This window comes from Gemmatimonas sp. (genome assembly GCF_031426495.1).
Taxonomy (GTDB): Bacteria; Gemmatimonadota; Gemmatimonadetes; order Gemmatimonadales; family Gemmatimonadaceae; genus Gemmatimonas.
The window spans coordinates 1-19011 of the sequence record NZ_JANPLK010000069.1 but is presented as its reverse complement, the minus strand read 5'-3'; the positions used below and the strand labels follow the sequence as shown (position 1 = coordinate 19011).

The 19011-nt window shown below is 64.6% G+C and carries 20 protein-coding genes; 11 read left to right on the top strand and 9 right to left on the bottom strand.

All coding sequences use genetic code 11. From position 1 onward, the window contains the following. Nucleotides 1-136 precede the first annotated feature (136 nt). Complete coding sequence (locus RMP10_RS17445) at nucleotides 137-610, bottom strand: hypothetical protein (RefSeq protein WP_310571433.1); 474 nt, start codon at nucleotides 608-610, stop codon at nucleotides 137-139. A 203-nt stretch (nucleotides 611-813) separates the two neighbouring features. Here RMP10_RS17445 and RMP10_RS17440 point away from each other — a divergent pair, with 203 nt between their 5' ends. Continuing rightward, the gene (locus RMP10_RS17440; protein WP_310571432.1) at nucleotides 814-3612 is read left to right on the top strand and encodes a M14 family metallopeptidase; all 2799 of its coding nucleotides are present in this window, start codon (nucleotides 814-816) and stop codon (nucleotides 3610-3612) included. A gap of 83 nt (nucleotides 3613-3695) precedes the next feature. Then, nucleotides 3696-4400, top strand: a complete 705-nt coding sequence (locus tag RMP10_RS17435) for a TVP38/TMEM64 family protein (protein ID WP_310571431.1) — start codon at nucleotides 3696-3698, stop codon at nucleotides 4398-4400. Here RMP10_RS17435 and RMP10_RS17430 read toward each other — a convergent pair whose 3' ends face one another. Further along, nucleotides 4401-5537, bottom strand: a complete 1137-nt coding sequence (locus tag RMP10_RS17430) for a hypothetical protein (RefSeq protein WP_310571430.1) — start codon at nucleotides 5535-5537, stop codon at nucleotides 4401-4403. Nucleotides 5538-5766: 229 nt separating this feature from the next. Between RMP10_RS17430 and RMP10_RS17425 the strand changes: the two genes are divergently transcribed. The 3 genes from RMP10_RS17425 to RMP10_RS17415 all read left to right on the top strand — a co-directional run bounded on the left by RMP10_RS17425 (nucleotide 5767) and on the right by RMP10_RS17415 (nucleotide 9037). After that, nucleotides 5767-6474 carry an energy transducer TonB gene (locus RMP10_RS17425; protein ID WP_310571429.1) on the top strand — a complete coding sequence of 236 codons (708 nt, stop codon included), beginning with the start codon at nucleotides 5767-5769 and terminating at the stop codon, nucleotides 6472-6474. A gap of 104 nt (nucleotides 6475-6578) precedes the next feature. Beyond that, complete coding sequence (locus RMP10_RS17420; RefSeq protein ID WP_310571428.1) at nucleotides 6579-8039, top strand: Type 1 glutamine amidotransferase-like domain-containing protein; 1461 nt, start codon at nucleotides 6579-6581, stop codon at nucleotides 8037-8039. Beyond that, on the top strand, nucleotides 8036-9037 hold the full coding sequence (locus RMP10_RS17415; protein ID WP_310571427.1) for a hypothetical protein: 1002 nt from the start codon (nucleotides 8036-8038) through the stop codon (nucleotides 9035-9037). Before RMP10_RS17420 ends, RMP10_RS17415 begins: the two co-directional genes overlap by 4 nt. Here RMP10_RS17415 and RMP10_RS17410 read toward each other — a convergent pair. From RMP10_RS17410 to RMP10_RS17400, 3 genes are all read right to left on the bottom strand, one after another. Then, complete coding sequence (locus RMP10_RS17410; RefSeq protein WP_310571425.1) at nucleotides 9024-9695, bottom strand: fatty acid desaturase CarF family protein; 672 nt, start codon at nucleotides 9693-9695, stop codon at nucleotides 9024-9026. The two genes, RMP10_RS17415 and RMP10_RS17410, sit on opposite strands and share 14 nt — an antisense overlap. Before the next feature lie 155 nt (nucleotides 9696-9850). After that, nucleotides 9851-10261, bottom strand: a complete 411-nt coding sequence (locus RMP10_RS17405; protein WP_310571424.1) for a TetR/AcrR family transcriptional regulator C-terminal domain-containing protein — start codon at nucleotides 10259-10261, stop codon at nucleotides 9851-9853. A 3-nt stretch (nucleotides 10262-10264) separates the two neighbouring features. Then, nucleotides 10265-10501 carry a TetR/AcrR family transcriptional regulator gene (locus tag RMP10_RS17400; protein ID WP_310571423.1) on the bottom strand — a complete coding sequence of 79 codons (237 nt, stop codon included), beginning with the start codon at nucleotides 10499-10501 and terminating at the stop codon, nucleotides 10265-10267. 249 nt (nucleotides 10502-10750) lie between these two features. On the opposite strand from RMP10_RS17400, the gene RMP10_RS17395 reads away from it, so the two are divergent. Continuing rightward, the gene (locus RMP10_RS17395; protein WP_345785819.1) at nucleotides 10751-11371 is read left to right on the top strand and encodes a hypothetical protein; all 621 of its coding nucleotides are present in this window, start codon (nucleotides 10751-10753) and stop codon (nucleotides 11369-11371) included. A 55-nt stretch (nucleotides 11372-11426) separates the two neighbouring features. Continuing rightward, nucleotides 11427-12425, top strand: coding sequence for an NAD(P)-dependent alcohol dehydrogenase (locus RMP10_RS17390; RefSeq protein ID WP_310571421.1), 999 nt, complete (start codon nucleotides 11427-11429; stop codon nucleotides 12423-12425). 125 nt (nucleotides 12426-12550) lie between these two features. Here RMP10_RS17390 and RMP10_RS17385 read toward each other — a convergent pair whose 3' ends face one another. Both RMP10_RS17385 and RMP10_RS17380 read right to left on the bottom strand, forming a co-directional pair. Beyond that, nucleotides 12551-14068, bottom strand: coding sequence for a hypothetical protein (locus RMP10_RS17385; RefSeq protein ID WP_310571420.1), 1518 nt, complete (start codon nucleotides 14066-14068; stop codon nucleotides 12551-12553). A 4-nt stretch (nucleotides 14069-14072) separates the two neighbouring features. Next, a complete protein-coding gene (locus RMP10_RS17380) occupies nucleotides 14073-14252 on the bottom strand; it encodes a hypothetical protein (protein WP_230981087.1) in 180 nt (59 codons plus the stop codon). A gap of 21 nt (nucleotides 14253-14273) precedes the next feature. Between RMP10_RS17380 and RMP10_RS17375 the strand changes: the two genes are divergently transcribed. Beyond that, complete coding sequence (locus RMP10_RS17375; RefSeq protein ID WP_310571419.1) at nucleotides 14274-14843, top strand: HNH endonuclease; 570 nt, start codon at nucleotides 14274-14276, stop codon at nucleotides 14841-14843. Nucleotides 14844-15070: 227 nt separating this feature from the next. Beyond that, nucleotides 15071-15910, top strand: coding sequence for a zinc metalloprotease HtpX (locus RMP10_RS17370; RefSeq protein ID WP_310571418.1), 840 nt, complete (start codon nucleotides 15071-15073; stop codon nucleotides 15908-15910). Between the two features lie 84 nt (nucleotides 15911-15994). Here RMP10_RS17370 and RMP10_RS17365 read toward each other — a convergent pair whose 3' ends face one another. After that, entirely contained in the window at nucleotides 15995-16333 is a 339-nt protein-coding gene (locus RMP10_RS17365; protein WP_310571417.1) for a (2Fe-2S) ferredoxin domain-containing protein, read from the bottom strand. A 23-nt stretch (nucleotides 16334-16356) separates the two neighbouring features. Then, complete coding sequence (locus RMP10_RS17360; protein WP_310571416.1) at nucleotides 16357-17460, bottom strand: hypothetical protein; 1104 nt, start codon at nucleotides 17458-17460, stop codon at nucleotides 16357-16359. Nucleotides 17461-17534: 74 nt separating this feature from the next. On the opposite strand from RMP10_RS17360, the gene RMP10_RS17355 reads away from it, so the two are divergent. Both RMP10_RS17355 and RMP10_RS17350 read left to right on the top strand, forming a co-directional pair. Further along, the gene (locus RMP10_RS17355; RefSeq protein ID WP_310571415.1) at nucleotides 17535-18440 is read left to right on the top strand and encodes a sulfurtransferase; all 906 of its coding nucleotides are present in this window, start codon (nucleotides 17535-17537) and stop codon (nucleotides 18438-18440) included. Further along, the gene (locus tag RMP10_RS17350) at nucleotides 18440-18907 is read left to right on the top strand and encodes an OsmC family protein (RefSeq protein ID WP_310571414.1); all 468 of its coding nucleotides are present in this window, start codon (nucleotides 18440-18442) and stop codon (nucleotides 18905-18907) included. The genes RMP10_RS17355 and RMP10_RS17350 overlap by 1 nt, the downstream gene beginning before the upstream one ends. The last annotated feature ends 104 nt before the right edge of the window (nucleotides 18908-19011 follow it).

Genomic DNA, 19011 nt, shown 5'->3' with positions numbered 1-19011 from the left:
AAGGTCACGTAGAACAACACCCTAGGAAACAGGAAGGAGGGTATCAGGGAAGAGGGGGGCAGGAACCACGCGGTTCACCTGCTTCCTGCCTCCTGAAACCCTCCTTCCTGTTTCCTAGGGTGTTGCTGTTTCCCGCTTAGTGCTTCATGCCGGAAGCGCATCCCTCGAGCACGTCGAAGCTGTCGTGCAGCCCCTTGAGCCCCGCCTTGAGCTCGGCGGCGGCGACCTTGGCCGCTACCATGGCCGCCACCTTCTCGGTCTCTACCGGCAGACCGGCCTGCGCCTTGATCAGTTCCGGCTTCTGGCACGCCATCGGCGACTTCGACGCGGCCACGAGCTTGGCCGACGCCACCATCTCAGTGGCCTTGGCGCGGATCGGCGCCAGATCGTTCTTGTCCTTGGCCGGATGCCAGGTGGCCATCATCAGCATGTGATAGGCGTCGAGCTCCTTCCAGCCTTCGGCCTTGGCTGCGCCGTGGTCCATCTTGGAATGGTCCATCGCCGCGGCGGGCGGCTTGGCCGGCGGCTTTTCCTGGGCGGACAGCGGAGCGGCGATCAGGGCGGCGCTTGTCGCGAGCAGCGCGGCCAAACGGGTCGGCGTCATGGTCATGTCGGGGCGGGGTGAGGGTCAAGAACGAAGGACGATGGGACATCGGACTCCCGTGATACCGCAAAGTTCGTCAAACGGGCCACTTGGGACAATCATTTGCCCAACGCCACACCCTGCCCCATCGTATGCCTGATGGCTCCCCTCGCGGGAAAATCCGGCAGCCGGGTCCGGCTGTCCCAGTATCCTCTCCACCCGTCCCTCGCATGATCAGCCTGCGTCGTGCCACCCGGCTCTCCACCGCGATGTTGTTTGCGGCGGCTCTGCCGGCCACGCTCCCGGCTCAGCCGCGCCTCACGTCACCCAAGGAATTCTTCGGGCATGACATCGGCGCCGACTACGAGCTCCCCAACTACACCAAGCTGCACGCCTTCTTCGCCACCATCGCGAAGCAGAGCGATCGCGTGATCCTCGACACGATCGGACTCACCGAGGAAGGACGCCCGCAGATCATGGCGATCGTGTCGTCACCGGCGAATCTGAAGAATCTGGCGCGCTACAAGGAGATTTCGAACCGCCTGGCGATGGCCGACGGGATCGACTCCGCCGAAGCTGCCAAGCTGGCGAAGGAAGGCAAGGTGGTGTTCTGGATCGACGGCGGCCTCCACGCGACCGAAGTCCTCGGCGCCCAGCAGCTCATCGAGTCGTTCTTCCAGCTCGCCAGCCGCACCGACGACGAGACGATGCGGATTCTGAATGACTGCATCATCCTCATGACGCACGCCAATCCGGACGGCATGGAGCTCGTGTCGAACTGGTATATGCAAGAGCCCGACAAGCTGCGCCGCAATTCGAACATTCCACGCCTGTACGAAAAGTACGCCGGTCACGACAACAACCGCGACGCGTACATGAATGCGCTGGCCGAAACGCGCAACATGTCGCAGCAGATGTTCGTGGAGTGGAATCCGCAGATCATGTACAACCACCACCAGACCGGCCCTACGGGCACGATCATGGCCGCGCCACCGTACCGTGATCCGGCCAACTACTGGTTCCATCCGGCCATGATCACGGGGCTCGATCTCGTGGGCGCGGCGCTCAACCATCGCTTCGTGCTCGAGCACAAGCCGGGTCTCACATTCCGTGCGGGCTCGAACTACAGCACGTGGTGGAACGGCGGTCTGCGTACCGTGGGCTACTTCCACAACCAGATCGGAATCCTCACGGAAACGATCGGCAATCCGACACCGATCCGCGTGTCGCTCGTGCCCGATCGTCAGCTGCGCTCGGCCGGGTTGCCGATGCCGGTCGCGCCGCAGGAATGGCACTTCCGTCAGTCCGTCGACTACTCGGTGTCAGCGAACTACGCGTTCCTCGACCTCGCGTCGCGCTATCGCGAAACGTTCCTGTTCAATCGCTGGGTGATGGGCACCGATCAGATCAAGAACGGCTCGAAAGACAACTGGACGATCTCGCCCAAGCGCGTCGATGCGATGATCGCGCAGATCACGAAGGACCGCGCGACGGCGAGCCCCGAAGCGAATCGCGCCGGCGGCCCGCGTGGCACCGGGACCGCGCCGAACATCGGCAGTGCGGTCACGAACGATCGCTATATGGCCGAACTCAAGAAGCCAGAGAACCGCGATCCGCGCGCGTACGTGTTGAGCAGCGCGCAGAACGATTTCCCGACGGCGACCAAGTTCATCAAGGCGCTGCAGTACTCCGGTATTCAGGTGCATCGCGCCACCGGTTCGTTCAGCGCCAACGGGAAGTCCTTCCCGACCGGTTCGTGGGTCGTGACGACCAACCAGGCGTTCCGCTCACACGTGCTCGACATGTTCGAGCCGCAGGATCACCCGAATGACTTCCGCTACCCGGGTGGCCCGCCAATCCCGCCGTACGACAATGCCGGCTGGACGCTCGCCTTCCAGATGGGCATCCAGTTCGAGCGCGTGCTCGACGGCCTCACGGGCCCGTTCGAAAAGGTGAAGGGCGTGACGATGATGCCGATGGGCACGATCGCGAAAGGGAAGGCCGGATACTTCGTGCGCCCGGAAGTGAATGACGCATCGACTGTCGCCAATCGCCTCGCCGCTGTGAAGGTGAAGGCCGCGCGCATTCCCACGGCGTTCACCGACGGTGGCACAACGTGGCCGGCCGGCACCTGGTTCATTCCTGCCGGTGGTGCGGCCGACAAGATCGTGACGCAGTCGGCAAAGGACCTCGGCGTGAACTTCGCCGCCGCGAACAGCAAGCCGGGTTCAGCCCAGCCGGTGCAGCCACTGCGTATTGCGCTCATCGATCGCTACGGCGGCAGCATGCCGAGTGGCTGGACGCGTTTGATCCTGGAGAAGTTCGAGTTTCCGTTCACCGTGATTTATCCGCAGGATGTCGACGCCGGCAACCTGAAGACGAAGTACGACGTGATCGTGGTGACCGACGGCATGTTCTCCGAGGCGGGCGCAGGCCGCGGCTTCGGCGGCTCGCCGGACACGACGTTGATTCCGGCCGAGTTCCGTCGCACGATCGGACGCATCAGCCCCGAGAAGTCGGTGCCGGCGCTCAAGGCTTTCGTGGAAGCGGGTGGTCGCATCGTCGCGATCGGTTCGTCCATTGGGCTCGGCAAGGCGATGGGGCTACCCATCGAGAACTATATGGCCGAAGCCAACGGTCGTCCGTACGCGGGCGAGAAGTACTACATCCCCGGTTCGCTGCTCGAAGTCGCGATCGACACGTCGGCCACGATTGCCACCGGCATGAACCCGCGCCCGAGCGTGATGTTCGACAACAGCCCCGTCATGAAGCTGGGTCCTGATGCGGCCGCCAAGGGTGTGCGCGTGCTCGCCACGTTCGACACCGACAAGCCGCTCACCAGCGGCTGGGCATGGGGACAGGAACTGTTGAAGGGTGGCGTGGCGATGGCGGAAGCCAAGATGGGTCAAGGCACCATCTGGCTGTTCGGTCCGGAAATTCTGTTCCGTTCTCAGCCGCACGGCACGTACAAGCTGTTCCTGAATGCGCTCGACGGCGGATTCCAGCGCCCGGCGAAGCCGTTGCAGTAGTTCGACATCAGATTCCGATCACTGTGCACAACGGCCCCGGCATCACGCCGGGGCCGTTGTGTTTTCGCGGGGTATATTTCGACATGCCCCTCGATCTCAAGAGTGCCGCGACCGGTCTGATGCGCGCCGCCGGAATCGCCGTGCCGCTGGTCGTGGGCATCGCGATTGGCCAGCTCGCCACGCCCTATCTGCCCGGCTTTTCCGTGTGGGTGCAGACCCTCGGCGCGTGGGCGCCGCTGGCGTTCGTCGCGGCCTACATCGGCGTGGTGCTCTTCATGCTGCCGGCGTTTCTGCTCACCATGGCCGGCGGCGCCGTGTTCGGCGTGGTGAAGGGGAGCGCGCTCGTACTGGCTGGTGCCACGATCGGCGGCACGCTGGCGTTCCTGCTGGGGCGCACGGTGCTTCGCGCCAGCGTGGCGCGGCGCGTGGCGGCGCACCCCACGCTCTCCGCCGTCGATCGCGTAATCGGCGACGACGGATTGCGCCTGATGTTTTTGCTACGCTTGTCCCCTGCGATTCCGTTCGTGCTGTCGAACTACGCACTCGGTGTCACGCGCGTGCGCACGCGCGACTTCGTGATGGCGATGCCGGGCATGCTGCCCATTATCGCGTCGTATGCGGCGTTCGGCGCGGCGGGCGCGAAAGCAGCCAACGGCAAGGGCGCCCTGCCGATGCCGGTTCTCATGCTCGGCGTCGTGGCGACGGTGGTGTTGGGACTGCTCTTCGCGCGGATGACGCAGAAGGCCCTTCGCGACGCCGAGGCGCAGGCGCAGGCGCAGGCGCGCTGACTACTTCCCGTTGCCGCTGGTATTGCTGACCGTGCCACCCACGATCGCGCTCATGCGTCCGAGATCGCGCACGATGCCTTCCAGCGGACTGAAGACGAATGTGTTGGCGCCAACACCGCCCCATACGATGCCGAGTAGCACGTTGCCATCGGCAGCTTTGCGGTACGCTGGCGCGCCAGAATCGCCGTAGCCTACGATCCCGACCGCTTCCGTCACGAACGTCTGGCAGAGCAGCGTCAGTCTCGTCCCCTCGACATTTGCGTTCGCGCAGGAGTTCGTGACGCGGCCGGACGTGGTGCCGGTAGTGACGCCGGTCTTGTGGACCAGATTGCCGTCCAGGAAGAGGTTGTTGATGTCATCCTGTTGCGTGAAGTATTCAATGCCGGTCACCGTCGTGCTGCCGTCATTCACGCCAGATGTTATCGCCATCTCACCCTGCCGCGCGACGATGATGGGGAGATACTCGATCCGCGCCGCATCGCTGTAGCGACAGCGCCGCTCCTTCGGACACGCCCTGTTGGAGTTGTACACGGGGTCGTCGGCCTCGACGCCAATCAGCGTTCCGAAGCCGAGCGTCGGCTGCCAGAACTGCGTCTTCTCGGGACCGCCCTGCCGATCGGTGCAATGCGAGTTCGTAATGAACGAACGCCCGGCCGCGTGCGCCACGGTGAAGCCCAGCGTGCACTGATACTTGCCCGTCGCGATCGACACACCGCCCACCACCGGCGACTGCGCGCTCGAGAGCGTGTTGACGGGCTCGCCGGCGGCCGCGGGCCCGCCTACCAGCTTGATCGGCGCCGACAACACGATCGCGTAGTCGGACGCGGCCAACCCGGCGCGCGCCGCCGCCGCCTGCACCGCGGTAGCGGCCGACAGCCGCTCCACACCGAAAACCAGCTTCCCGAGGCGCTCGTCGTGATCGGCAAACACGCTGCCGTCGACCCCGAGCACTTCGGCGGACGCCCCGTCGAACAGTGCGGCCAGACGGGCCTGCGTCTGCGCAGAGCGGGCGAACTGCAACGCATCCAGCTCGGATGGCGCCGTGACGCGGGCGGTGGTGGCGTCGCCGCAGGCGGCGAGCAGCAGAACGGCCAGCAGAGCCGTCCATCGGGCATTCAGAACGAAAGAGGATCGCATATCGGAATTGGATGTCGGGATGTTCGGCCGCGTCTGCGGTCGGACTCAAGCGCACACCTCGCCGTGACAATCGGGGCTCAAGGCGTAACCGTCAAGCCATTCGAGGGCCATCGACACGTCACGATTGCTTTAGCGATCCCTCATCTCGCCGTCATGAAGGGCTCATGCGGCCATCCCACTGTGGAGTCGGGCAGAGCGGCTGCCCCATCCCAACTCCATGGAGGCAGGCATGTTTCAGACATTGATTGAATCGCGGGCCACGCGTACCCGGTCGGTTGGTGGGTCGATGGTGTCGGTGGTGGTGCACGCGGGAATCGTGGGGGCGCTGGTGGTCGCCACGGCGCAGGCGACCGTCGCCCACGTGGCGGAGGAACGCGAGACCAGCGTCAAGTTCACGAACACCACCCCGCCGCCGCCCCCACCGCCCGCCGCCACGCGTGAGGTCTTTACCGCGACACCGGTGGCGAAGGGGTTCACCGTGCTGCAGACGCCGATCGACATCCCCACGTCGTTGCCACCGATCGACCTGAGCGCACCGCCCACGAACCTCGACAATTTCACGGGTATCGGAAAACCGGGCGGCCGCGCGGATGGCGTGGAAGGGGCCACAGGCGCCGCACGAGCCCTCAACGACGTCTTCCTTGAAAGTGAGGTCGAAAGGCCCGTAGCGGTGCTTCCGGGGACCGCCGGGCCGGTCTATCCCGAGACGTTGCGCGCGGCGGGCATCGAGGGGCAGGTCCTCGCCCAGTTCGTGGTCGATTCGGCCGGGCGCGTGGAGCTGGCCACCTTCAAGGTGCTCGACAGCCAGCATCCGCTCTTTGTCGCGGCGGTGCGCCGCGCCGTGTCGCGGATTCGCTATCTCCCGGCCGAGGCGCGAGGTGCCCGCGTCGCGCAGCTGGTGCAGCAGTCGTTTCACTTCACCGTCCGTCGCGACTGATCGCGTCGCGCGCGAACCCGTCAGGGTCAGCGAGGTGGGCGTCCGGAGCGTATGCTGACGTAGCTCCGCTCGCTTACCGTTTGCCCTCCTCAGGACGCCCACCTATGTCCGCTTCATCGTGTGTCGTGCATGGTCGTGAAGTCGCTGTGCTGCTGCTGGCCTCGTCCATCGCGCTCGGCTGCGCCGGTACGGGCGGTGCGACCGGCGGCAGCGCATCCACGGCCAGTTCGCGCGGCACGCCCTCGGTTGGTCCTCGCACCGGGTCCGTGATGGTGGTCGGCGGCGGACAACAGGGCCCCGAAGTGTTCGCGAAGTTCATCGAGCTCGCCGGCGGACCCGACGCACTCATCGTGGACGTGCCGACCGCCGGCGGCGATTCCATCGATACCTCCGACGGCGGACGCGGACTGAAGGCCGCCGGTGCGCGGAATGTGGTGGTGTATCACACGACCAGTCGTACCGCGGCCGACGCCGACAGCTTCGTGGCAAAGATCGCGAACGCGCGTGGCGTGTGGTTTGGCGGTGGCCGTCACTATCGCCTGGTGAATTCGTACGCCGGCACCAAATCGGAGCGCGCTTTCCAGGCGGTGCTCGATCGCGGCGGCGTCGTGGGCGGATCGTCGGCCGGCGCGTCGATTCTCGGCGATTACCTTGTGCGCGGTGCGCCGTCGAACGACAACCGCATCTTCAATCATCCGCAGTTCCTGAAGGGCTTCGCGTATCTGCGCGGCGTGGCGATCGACCAACACGTCGTGGCGCGCGAGCGACTCCCCGACCTGCACGACTCGCTCACGTCGCGTCGCCCCGACTTGCTCGGCATTTCGGAAGATGAAGGGACGGTGTGGGTCGTGCGCGGTGACAGCGCCGAAATCATCGGGCGCAACAAGGCGTTCGTCTACAACGGCCGCGACGCCAACGATGCGGGCAAGCCGTTTCTCACCCTGCGCCCCGGTGATCGGTACAACCTCGCCACGCGTCGTGTGGTGTCGCGGGCGATCGATGCCACGCCGCTCACGCAGAAGTTCGTGGACAACGTGTTCGCCTCGTACGGCGACATCGCCAGCGGCGGGGCCGCCGTGCTCGTGGCGCAGGACGGCAAGGTCTTGGCGAATCGCGCTTATGGCGTCGCGATGCAGCGTCGCTTCACGCCGGAAACCGGCGCGCCGAATTTCGCGCTCGGGGGATTGTCGGCCGTGCTGAACGCGGCGCTCGCACCTGACAGCACGGGTCGCATCTCCGCGGCATCGGTGCGTCGCGTGACCGGTATGGGCGGCACGCAACGTCTCGCCTACGACAGCGCGACGAAACTGTGGACCGGCAACGTCGACGATCTGTATCGCTTCGATCAGGCGCGGTTGGCACAGAGCACGGAGCCGAAGGGTTTTTGGCTCGACACGCAGCGCGGTGATGTCATGCAGGTCGTGTACGGCATCAGCGAAGGACGGCGATCGGCATGGGTGCGCTATCCCGGGCGCAAGACGACGATCATCATACTGACCAACGATGATCGCTTTGACGCGATGGCCGCGGCCGGGCGGATCGCCGACCGGCTGCTCGCGCGGTGAGACGTCGTACGACGATCGCCGCGTGCGTGACGGCGCTGCTGACCGCCGTGTCCGTCGGGGCGCAACGCGCTCGAGCGCCATTCGTGGTGCCCACGTGGGCTTTTCCGACGTCACCGGCGCCGACTCCTGCGCCGAAGCCCGACAGCGTCGTGCTCCATCGCGTACCGAACTCGTCGCGCACGTACACCATGAAGCAGGTGACCAACGGATTCGATATTCCCGACTGGTTCCCGAACGCGCATCCCGTCATGCCGTCGTCGGTGCAGTACGGTGTGGCGCCGAACGCCCGGGCCTGCGGCTACTGTCATCTGCCCGACGGACAAGGGCGTCCGGAGAATGGTACGCTGGCCGGATTGCCGGCCGACTACATCATCCGGCAGGTGGCGGCGTTCAAGAACGGCACGCGATTGTCGGCGAACCCGGTGCTGAGCACGAACAGCATGCACACGCTGGCGAAGTGGGTGACCGACTCCGACGTCGTTTCGGCGGCGCGCTACTTCGAGAAACTCACGTTGACCCGTCGCAATCGCGTGGTGGAAGTGACGAAGGTGCCAAAAACGCGTATTGAGGTGATGCTGTACGCGTATGGCGATAAGGGCACGGAACCGATCGACGGTCGCCTGATCGAGGTGCCCGAATCGTTCGCGCGTCATGAGCTGCGCGATCCGGGCGTCCCGTACATCACCTATGTGCCCGTGGGCAGCATCACCCGCGGGCGCCGGATCGCCACCCGCGGCCCCGCCGGCCCGGCCACGGCGTGTCTGACATGCCACGGGGTCGATCTGCTGGGGAAGGAGGCGGTGCCGCCGATCGCTGGGCGCGCGCCGTCGAACATCCTGCGACAGCTGATCAACTTCCGCACCGGGGCCCGACACGATTCCGCCAGCGTGACGATGGCGCCCGTCGTGGAGAAGTTGACGGTGAGCGACATGGTCGCCTTGGCGGCGTATGTCGGATCGCGCGCGCCGAACCCACGTACGCGGGTCACGCTCCGATAGCTGCCGCTTCCCGTGCCAGCTCCATCGCGACGCGGCGCTGCACGAAGGGGAGATGTTCACCGAAGAACTCCGGCTCTCGCGCCAGCACGAGAGCGGCCCGCTGCGCATCGCCCCGGCGATGCACGCCGAAGACGCGGGCAAGGACCCACTCCGCCGCTGCCCAGCACTGCATGCGTTCGAGCAGCGGATTCACGAAGTTGGTGAGGATGCAATAGTTCGTGTTGCGCTCGTGAATGTGATGCGCGCGGTGATGCGCTGGTGATTGCAGTACGCCCAGCTGCTGCAATCGCCGCACGAGCGGTGGGTTATCGCGCGGCCGCTGGTGACTCCACTTGTGCACTTGGTTCATGTTGACTGCGAGACACAACCCCAGCACCAGCATCCACGTGAGCATGCCGGCCAGCCACGCCACCAGGGCGATGGCGACACCGATCGCCAGCAGCGTGCGCGAGCTCACGATCCACGATTTCGCCAGAATCGCGCGCGGTGCATAGTGATGCAGAATGTTCGGGCGGGTGACGTGCGTGCCCACGATGGGCCAGAACGGATGGCCGTACGTGTCCTCCCACCAATGGAACAGGCCGGACAGGAAATCGGTCACGAGCACAACGGCCACGACTTGAAGAACGATGACAAGCACAAGCACGACATGGACCATGGGCGCACCTCGGTGAGGGTCATCCCCAGGGTACCGAGTGCCGGTGCGGCCCAGCCATACGTCGCGTGACGCAGGCGGTCGCTTGTCGACCTCCCAGCGTCATCTTCGCACTTTACCTTACGTACTGACGTGTTGGATTGATATCGGCACAACCCTTAGCGTCGCTTTCGCAGCCGCTCCAACCCATCGAGGATGACTTCCAGGCCGAAGCTGAAGTCGAGCGTGCCGTCGTGCGAACCGTCCGCCACGCGAGCGGTCATTTCATGCATGTACGGATAGCGGTCGGCGGACAACATCGGCAGGTAGCTGGCGGCGGCCGAGGCGTAGTCGTCCGGGTTCACCGGAAAGTTCTGCTGCTGCAGCGTGAAGCCGTAGATGTAGTTGTCCATCGTGTTCCACGCGCGATCCGTCTCTTCCCAAGAGAGTCCCGCCTCGCGCAGCGTGCCGAGCGTGGCTTCGATGTAGCGCAGCATGTTGGGACCGACGTTGATCCGCGACACGACAAGTATCGGCGCCCACGGATGGGCCGTCATCACCGCCAGCGCGGAGACGGCGCGCGTGCGCATGGCTCATCTCCAATCACCACCGCGTTCCGGCAGTGTGATCTCGCCGATAATCTGATCCACCATGCCGTCGAGCAACTCGTCCTTGTTGGCGACGTGATTGTACAGCGACATGGCTTCGACTTTAAGCGTCGTGCCGAGCTTTCGCATGGAGAGCGCCTCAAGACCCTGCCGATCGGCCAGCTTGATGGCGGCGAGCAGAATGCGCTTCGGGCTGAGTGGAGGACGTCGGGAAGCAGGCATGCGGTAGACTAGAGGTACTGGCGGTGCAAGGCAAGCGGCCAAGCCACTTGACCGCGTTACGCTTACAGCGTAAGGTTTGCCATACACCGTAAGTCCTTGACTCCCTTCGCTGGATTTGCCATGCGCTTCGTTGTCACCGCCGTCGCCGGGGCCTTCTCTTTCGCGTCACTTCGGTCGGACCAGGCCAGCCCGCCGGCGGTCCAGTCTGATACCGTAGCCATTTCTCGGTGGGTCACGCAGGTGGCAGCCATGGTACAACGCACGGTGCTCGCGCTGACGTTGGCGCTGGCGAGCGCTCTACCACTTCGCGCGCAATATCCCGCCCAAGACAGCACCTACAAGAAGTTCTTTGTGGGCAGCACCTTGTTCATGCTGGCCAATCTTGTACCGGACAACAATCCGCCGGAAATGCTCTATCTGAACCTGGGCTATCGCATGACAGGACAGGACGTGATTTCCGTTGAACTGAAAACCTGGAAATACGGATGGCCAATCGGCATTCCCTATGGAAAATCATTTGAGGCCGACGGACAAGGGTTTCCCGGCTCCGTTCGTGAGTACGGCATTTCACTGAACTATCAACGGTTCTTTCGGAAGACACTGTTTGCGCAAGTCGACGTGATGCCAGCCTTCCAACGCTTTCTAAACGATGACGGAGGCAAAATCGACGATGGCTTTCAGATCTTCAACACGTACTCCGTTGGCTATCACGTCAAGCTCTTCAAGGATCGCGTCTTTGTACAACCTTCTGTAGCGATAACGCATCGTCCCTATCAGTCAAGAATGCCTGAATCGTTCAAACAGGTTGACGATAGATGGCCACGATTCTTCTACGGTCAGCCCGGACTACATTTCGGCTACAACTTCTAGCGGCGCCACGCAGCGCGTGCGCCGCGTGGCGCCGTCGTACCACCAAACCTCTCCCGTGTCCGAGCATATGAAGGCGGCGGTGGTCCGACGCTATGGCCCCCCGCACGTGGTGCAAATCGAACAGGTACCGCAGCCAGTGCCTGGTCCGCACGAGGTGCTCATCCGCGTGCGCGCCGCTACCGTGTCTTCCGCCGACTGGAGACTGCGCAGCCTCAGTATGCCATACGGCTTTGGCCTCGCGGGAAGACTGGCATTTGGCGTTACGGCGCCGCGTCAGCTCATTCTAGGAAGCGAACTCTCCGGTGATGTGGTCGCTGTTGGTGCGTCGGTGCACAACTTCGCGTTGGGCGACGCCGTGGTTGCATTTCCTGGCGCAAAACTCGGCGCACACGCGGAGTATTGCTGCATGAACGCGAACGCCGCGATGGTGCGCAAACCAGAGGCGCTTTCGTACACATCGGCGGCAGCACTCGCGTTTGGCGGTACCACGGCACTCGATTTCTTCCGACGCGGCGCGCTGCAGGCCGGCGAGAGCGCGCTCATTAACGGGGCGTCGGGTACGGTGGGTTCGGCAATGGTGCAGCTTGCCGTCGCCGCTGGCGCGCGTGTTACGGCGGTGTGCAGCGGTCCCAATGTCGAGCTGATGCACCAACTCGGCGCGACACGCGTTGTGGATTACACGAAAGCTGACTTCGCTTCCGAGGGCATTCGCTATGACGTGATCGCCGACACCGTTGGCAACGCGCCGTATTCCCGCGTGCACCATGCGCTCACACCGCGCGGACGACTACTGCTGGTGCTGGCCACGCTTCCCGAGATGCTTCGTGCGCCGTGGGTCAACCACACGTCGCAGCGTCGCTTGGTAGCCGGCCCCGCCGCCGAACGCGTGGAGGATCTTCGCACCCTCGTGGCGATGGCGGCAGACGGGCGATTTACACCACTGATTGATTCGAGCTTTTCGCTCGACGAGATCGCCTCGGCGCACGCGCGCGTGGAGACCAACAGGAAACGTGGGAGCGTGGTGGTTCATTCGCGTGGCATGAGCGGGCCGTGACAGGAGAAAGGGGCCGCGCATCGCTGCGCGGCTGTCAGCCCTCGTCACTAGTGATCGACAATCGTCATGAATCTTGATCGTAGCCTTTCCGGGCGACCGCATCAACACAGTCTGGCTGCTTGCGGTTACGCTGTTGGCCAGCGTCGTATGGGTGTCGAGGCGACACCCTGCGCGAACCACAGTGCCCGCGTGGCCAGGAAGGGGTTCGGGGCCGCATACGCGATCACAGAATCCGTCCACACACGTGGATCGGACACCATCGCCGCGACTAGGCCAACGGCCTGCAGTCCGGGCTGGCCGCTTCGCACATCGGCCCGCATGGCTGCGCACGCGTCCGGCCGACACACCGGCGGTGCCCCATCGGCCGCCAGCACGGGCGGCTTTCGCATCAACAGATCCAACAGGTTGAGCGCGAGCAGCTCGCGATCCACGCCATTCCGGAATGCGGTCGCCGCATCGGCGAGCGAAGGACGAAGCATGCGATAGTCCGCGGCGGCGATCGACAGATCGCGGTACTGCACGCCGTCGGTGAGACGCGCGATGATCGACGCCGTGTCGCCGACGGCCAGAGAGCGCGAACGAACTCTTCTCCAGGTGGCGGTGTCAGACGTGGCATCGTCGGCAATGCGGGCAAGCAGCGCTGCCCGGATCGAGTCCCGAGCGCCGAGCGAGCGTGCGACGTCGAACCGTGCAAACAACGAATCGCGCCCGGCGCGTGTGAGCGGCTGCGGCCGCGTGGCGTCGTAGCGCACCATGTCGAACGGCTCGCGCGGGATAGCCGACTGCCAAAACGCATCGTGCAGCGTGGACGTGCGCGTCGACGAAAGGAACAGTGGGCTGCGGAAGGCACCGCCCAAGCCATCGTCCGACACGATCGTCCCCTGCATCGTCAGGGTGTCCCGCATGAGGAACGCCCGATGGGTTTCCGCATCCACCAGCCTGATGCCGATGATCGTGCCGCGAACCGACTCGCGCACGCGTTCGACCGTTTTGTGAAATCGAGAAGGCCGCAGGACCGCGTGCTCGGTCGTGATGGCCGTACTGTCGCGCACGACATACGCCCGTCGCCCCGAGACGATCGTGTCACGCAACATTCGGCTGGAGCGCACCGCATCGATGGTGAGCGCGATGTCACCGGTGCCGTCGGCGAAGTGCGTGCGCCGCACGCCGGATCCGCGAGAAGGTTCTGCCTCGAACAGCGCACCGCTTTCGATCAACGTACGGAGGTAGGCGTGCAGAGCGATTCGCTCGGCCTGCGCGCTCGGCAGTTCGGCGCCGTACCTCCCGATGTTGGCGCTGGCCCGTGTCGGTCGCGGGCGTGTAAAGACGACAGGCAGGCCAAGCACTCCCCGCCCCACGGGAATGCGCACCGTGGCCACCGCGTTGGCGCCTAGCGGTTCGTACAGCGCCGTTGACGCATGGAGCACGCCCCCCGGCGCCGAATCCACGCGCATGCTCCATGAGAACTGCTCGCGATAGCCCGTCGGCATATGCGCAACACGTTGGGCGTTGGGCCCCCGGATCACGGCCCCCTGCACGCGTACGACGCCGAACGGCCGGGGGACGGGCGGACCTGCCGTTCGCGTGGGGGCGCCCTGCGCGAACGTCACCAGCGGGAGCAGCGCCCCCGCCAGTGCGAGCAACGCGCTATTTCTTCTCGATCGCATCCCGTACGTCGAGCAGAATCTCGAAGTACAACTGTTCACGACGATAGGCGAAATCGAGCGACGCCATCGCGGCGGGATCGGCCGTTTCCTTGGCACGATCGAACGCTTCGCGGTACATCTCTTCGAGATTATTCAGGATCCGTTCACGGGAACGCGACATGCGCAGGCCCTCGAGGGCTTTGTGGGTAAGGCGGGGCGGGACGTCATCGGGGGTCGCCGTGGCTTCCTCGGTGTCGAGGAATCTGGTCAGCTGATCAAAGATCATGCGACGACCGCGATCCGGGAGATTCACAGGAGTAGTGATGACAGGCAGAACCGGGTGAACCGCTTCGACATCTTCGCGCGAGACGAGTTCCGCTGTGTGTACTGCGGGCTCGTGCATGAAGCGGACGCTCTCAGCGTAGACCACGTCCAGCCGCGGATGCGCGGTGGCGACGGGTCTCACGGCAACGTAGTGACCGCCTGTAGGGGCTGCAACACGCTCAAGGGAAGCCAGTCCCTCCCCCGCTTCCTCGCCGAGTCGCCGGAGGCCCGACGGAACTTCTTCACGTTCGCGCGGTATGTACATGCGAGACACGTGAAAGCGGTGGCCGAGGAGCTTGCGCGCCGGGGCGTGGTGGTTGCCTCAACGGAGCTCGTGGAGGGGATCCGGGGGCTGCGCAGCTCTGAGGCCATCGCGAAACTTTTGCAGCAGCAGGACCTTTCGCCGAAGACAGGAACGGGCGGAGCGCAGGACACTGAAGGGGAGTAGCCACGCCGGCCACCGCACGACAGTGCGGAGGCGGTGCGGCCGGATCGTCAGCACTGCGGGCGTGACGCACACGTTCGCACGGTCCGGTCGGATGCAGTCATCAGGCGAGACCTTCGCACACGGAACACATCAGTCCGCCCTCATCGGCGTAGCTGATGCGTGTCGTGCGCGGGGGCTCGCCTCTTTTGTTGTACCACGATTTCAAAACCGACCCAAGAGAACGACAGATGAATAACGTCAAGGTGTTCGTACTCATGGCGGGACTGACCGCCCTCGTGGTGGCCATCGGGCAGTCGCTCGGCGGCGGCACGGGTGCGATCATCGCGCTGCTGATGTCGGCTGCGATAAACCTCTTCATGTACTGGGGTTCGTCGAGCATGGTCCTGCGCTCGTACGGCGCGCACATCGTCACGGCTCACGAGGCGCCGGAGCTATACGAGATGGTCGACCGGCTCCGTCAACGCGCCGGGTTGCCGATGCCCACCGTCGCCATTGCACCTCAGGAGCAGGCGAACGCGTTCGCGACGGGCCGCAATCCGGAAAACGCGGTGGTGTGCGTGACACAGGGCATCCTGCGCACACTCTCGACGGACGAGCTCGAAGGGGTGATCGCGCACGAACTCGCGCACATCAAGAATCGCGACATGCTGCTGCAGACGATCGCGGCCACCATGGCCGGCGCCATCAGCAACCTCGCGCAGTTCGCCTTCTTCTTCGGTGGGCGGAGCGATGACGAGGACAGCAATCCGATCGCGGGCATCGCGATGTTGATCGTGGCGCCGATCGCGGCGATGCTGATCCAGTTCGCCATCAGTCGTCAGCGCGAGTTCGAGGCCGACGCCGTGGGCGCCGAGATCAGCGGCCGTCCGCTGTCGCTAGCCAATGCGTTGGTGAAGCTGGATCATGGTGCGCGTCGCATACCCATGCACGTGTCGCCGAGCGCGGCGCCGCTGGCGATCGTGAACCCGTTGGCCGCTTTCAGTATGCGCGGCGCGAGCAAACTGTTCAGCACGCACCCGCCGACGGAGGAGAGAGTGGAGGCGCTACAACTGCTGAGTAAGGGGTAAGAAGTAAGGGGTAAGAAGTATGGGGTAAGAGGTATGGGGTACGGAGTCGGGCATGTGACTCCCTACCCCGCACTTCATATCTCCTTACTCGGCTGTCATTTTGTGGAATACCGCGTCCTCGATCACGCGTCCTTCTTTTAAATGCTCGAGCACAATGCGCTCGAGCAGCTCGAGCGTGACGCCGGCGTACCAGACGCCCTCCGGATAGACCGCGACAATGGGACCGCCGGTGCACACGCCAAGGCAGGGCGCCTCACTGCGCTTCACGCGCGTGGCGCCGAACAGCAGGCCTTCGCGCTGCAGCAGTGACGCCAGTCGCGCGTAGATCGCGCGGCCGGCGCGATTCTCGCCGCAAAAGTTGCCGGTACACACCAGCACGTGCCGGGTGTATTGCTCCATTTCGGGTAATGGGCTGCTTTGCATCGCACTAAACTATCCGATGCTCATCAGCCTCGCAGAACGGCCATCACCAGCTCGCCGACGATCAGCACGACGATGGCGATTTCCAGGGTTTCGCTTCGGTGGGCCTGCGCTTCGCTGTTCAGCATCGCGTAGGTCTCCCGCAGAATAGCCAGCTTGCGATCGATCCCAGCCCGCCACGCGCGGCCACGAAACAGTTCGAGCGCGGCGGAGTAGACGCGGGCCAGATACACATCGTCGGTGACTTTGAGGGCGTTCTCTACCCGTTCTACCAGCTCGGTGGAATCGGCCACCTGCGCCTGCAGGCGTGACAGCAGGGCGGCGAACCGCCGGCCGGGAAAAACCGATCGGCGCGCCCGTGCCGCTTCGATGGCGTCATAGAGCTTGGGGAGCTCCGCGTCGAGCTGAGCATCGTAGTAGCGCAGTTCGAGCAGCTGCGCATTCGCGAATTCGAGGATGTACTGGAGGTCGGTGTCCTCTTCGCGCGGCTCGACGACGAGGGCGTTCTCCCAGGTCAGCAGGGCCAGGTCGTCGCCGTAGTACGTGAACCGGTGCGGCAGCAGCTCGCGCCGAGCCTCGGCGCTCAGCGGGCGCGTTTCGTTGAGCAGGAGTGGCACTACGTCCAACGAAGCCAGTTCCGCGGCCGACAGGGGGGTTCCCTGGTCGTCGCTGATGTGCGTAATGCGGAAGACCGTGTAATCCTCGTGTACGCCGGCCACCGCCGGCCGCTCGATCGCGGGTCGCATGCGCTCGCACAGCAGCTGCAGCTGAGCCTGCACCAGCGTATTGATCCCGGGGTGGTGCTCGAGGCGCTGTCCGAAGGCGGTGAACTGCTCCCAGGAGCAGGCGCCCGGCGGGCGAATGCGCACGCGGAGGGAGACGACCCCGAAGTCGAAGATTCGCGCCGACAGCTCGACGTCATGGACCGTCTCGTCGACGACGAGCACGTCGCTGCCGAGTGATACTGTGACGGGCGGATTGCTGATCTGGAGCGCCTGCCCCTCGCCACGAACGGGACGGACACGATCGGGCGCGCTGGCCGCCAGCAGGGCGAGCGCGCCCTCCAGATCAATGGCGTATCCCACATCGAACAATCGATACGCGATGGCGGATCCGAGCACGGTGAGCATTCTGCAATCTAGCGCGTCGCGCCTGGGGGCGACCGCCCCTCGCCACTCCCGCGACAAGTCGCTAGCGTCCATACATGTCTCCAATTTCCGCACTGCCCGATACGCCGGACCCGCGCATTGCCGCCAAAGGCTACGCGCACCCGGATCGCCTTGTCAGCACCGATTGGCTGGCGGCGCACCTCGACCACCCGTCGCTGCGCCTGCTCGAGTGCAACGAAGACGTGCTCCTCTACAGCGTGGAGCACATCCCCGGCGCGCAAAAGTTGGACTGGCATATCGACCTGAACGATCAGGTCGAGCGCGACTACATCGCACGCGACGCCTTCGAATCGCTGCTACGCGCCAAGGGCATCGACGACAGCACGACCGTCGTGTTGTACGGCGACAAGAACAACTGGTGGGCCACGTACGCGTTTTGGGTGTTCCAGCTGTTCGGGTTCGACAACGCGGTGGTGCTGGATGGCGGTCGCGCCAAGTGGCTGGCCGAAGACCGGCCGACGACGACCGATGTACCGTCATTCCCGGCCACCACGTTCGCCGCGCGCGAGCGCAACGATGTGTCCATCCGCGCGTTCATCGACGAGACGCGCGCGCATATGCAGGCCGGCAAGCCGATGGTGGATGTGCGCTCGCCGCAGGAGTACACCGGTGAGAAGCTGCACATGCCCGACTATCCGCAGGAAGGGACGTTGCGCGGCGGACACATTCCGGGCGCCCGCAGTGTGCCGTGGGCTCGTGCGGCGGCAGCCGACGGATCGTTCAAGACAGCCGCTGAACTGCGGGCGATCTACGAGGGCGAACTCGGACTCGCGCGCGGCGATGAGGTGATCACGTACTGTCGCATTGGTGAGCGATCCTCGCATACCTGGTTCGTGCTGACATACCTGCTGGGCTTCGAAAGGGTTCGCAACTATGACGGGTCGTGGACGGAGTGGGGCAACGCCGTGCGCGCACCTATTCGCCAAGGAGAGGAGCCGTAATGAGCGAAGAACAACTGAAGGACACCACCGCGATGCCGGTCGCCGGCAAGCCACCGGCCAACGTACAGGTCACCTGGTCCGGCGATCACGTGTTCGAAGGCGTCCGCTCATCGGGTGGTCCCGCCATCACGATGGACTCGAGTGGGAAGCAGGGCCCGTCACCGGTTGACACGCTCCTCTGCGCCCTCGCCGGGTGCACGGGCGTCGACGTCGTCGACATCCTGACCAAGCGCCGCACGCCCATGAGCGCCCTATCGGTGGACGTTGTCGGTGAGCGCTTCTCCGGCACGCCCAGCCGCATCACGAAGATCCATCTGGTTTACCACATCATCGGCGCGGGCGTAGAGCGCGTCCACGCCGAACGGGCCATCGAGCTGGCGGTGACCAAGTACTGCTCGGTGCGTGACTCGCTGGACCCGAACCTGCCGATCACGTGGGCGCTGGAGTTGAACGGGTCGTACGAGTAGCTCAGAGATACGGCGGGACTGCAACAGCAACACCCTAGGAAGCAGGAGGGAGGGTTCAAGGGGGGTTCAAGGGGTCAGAGTCGTTGAACGCGAGCGTTCAACGA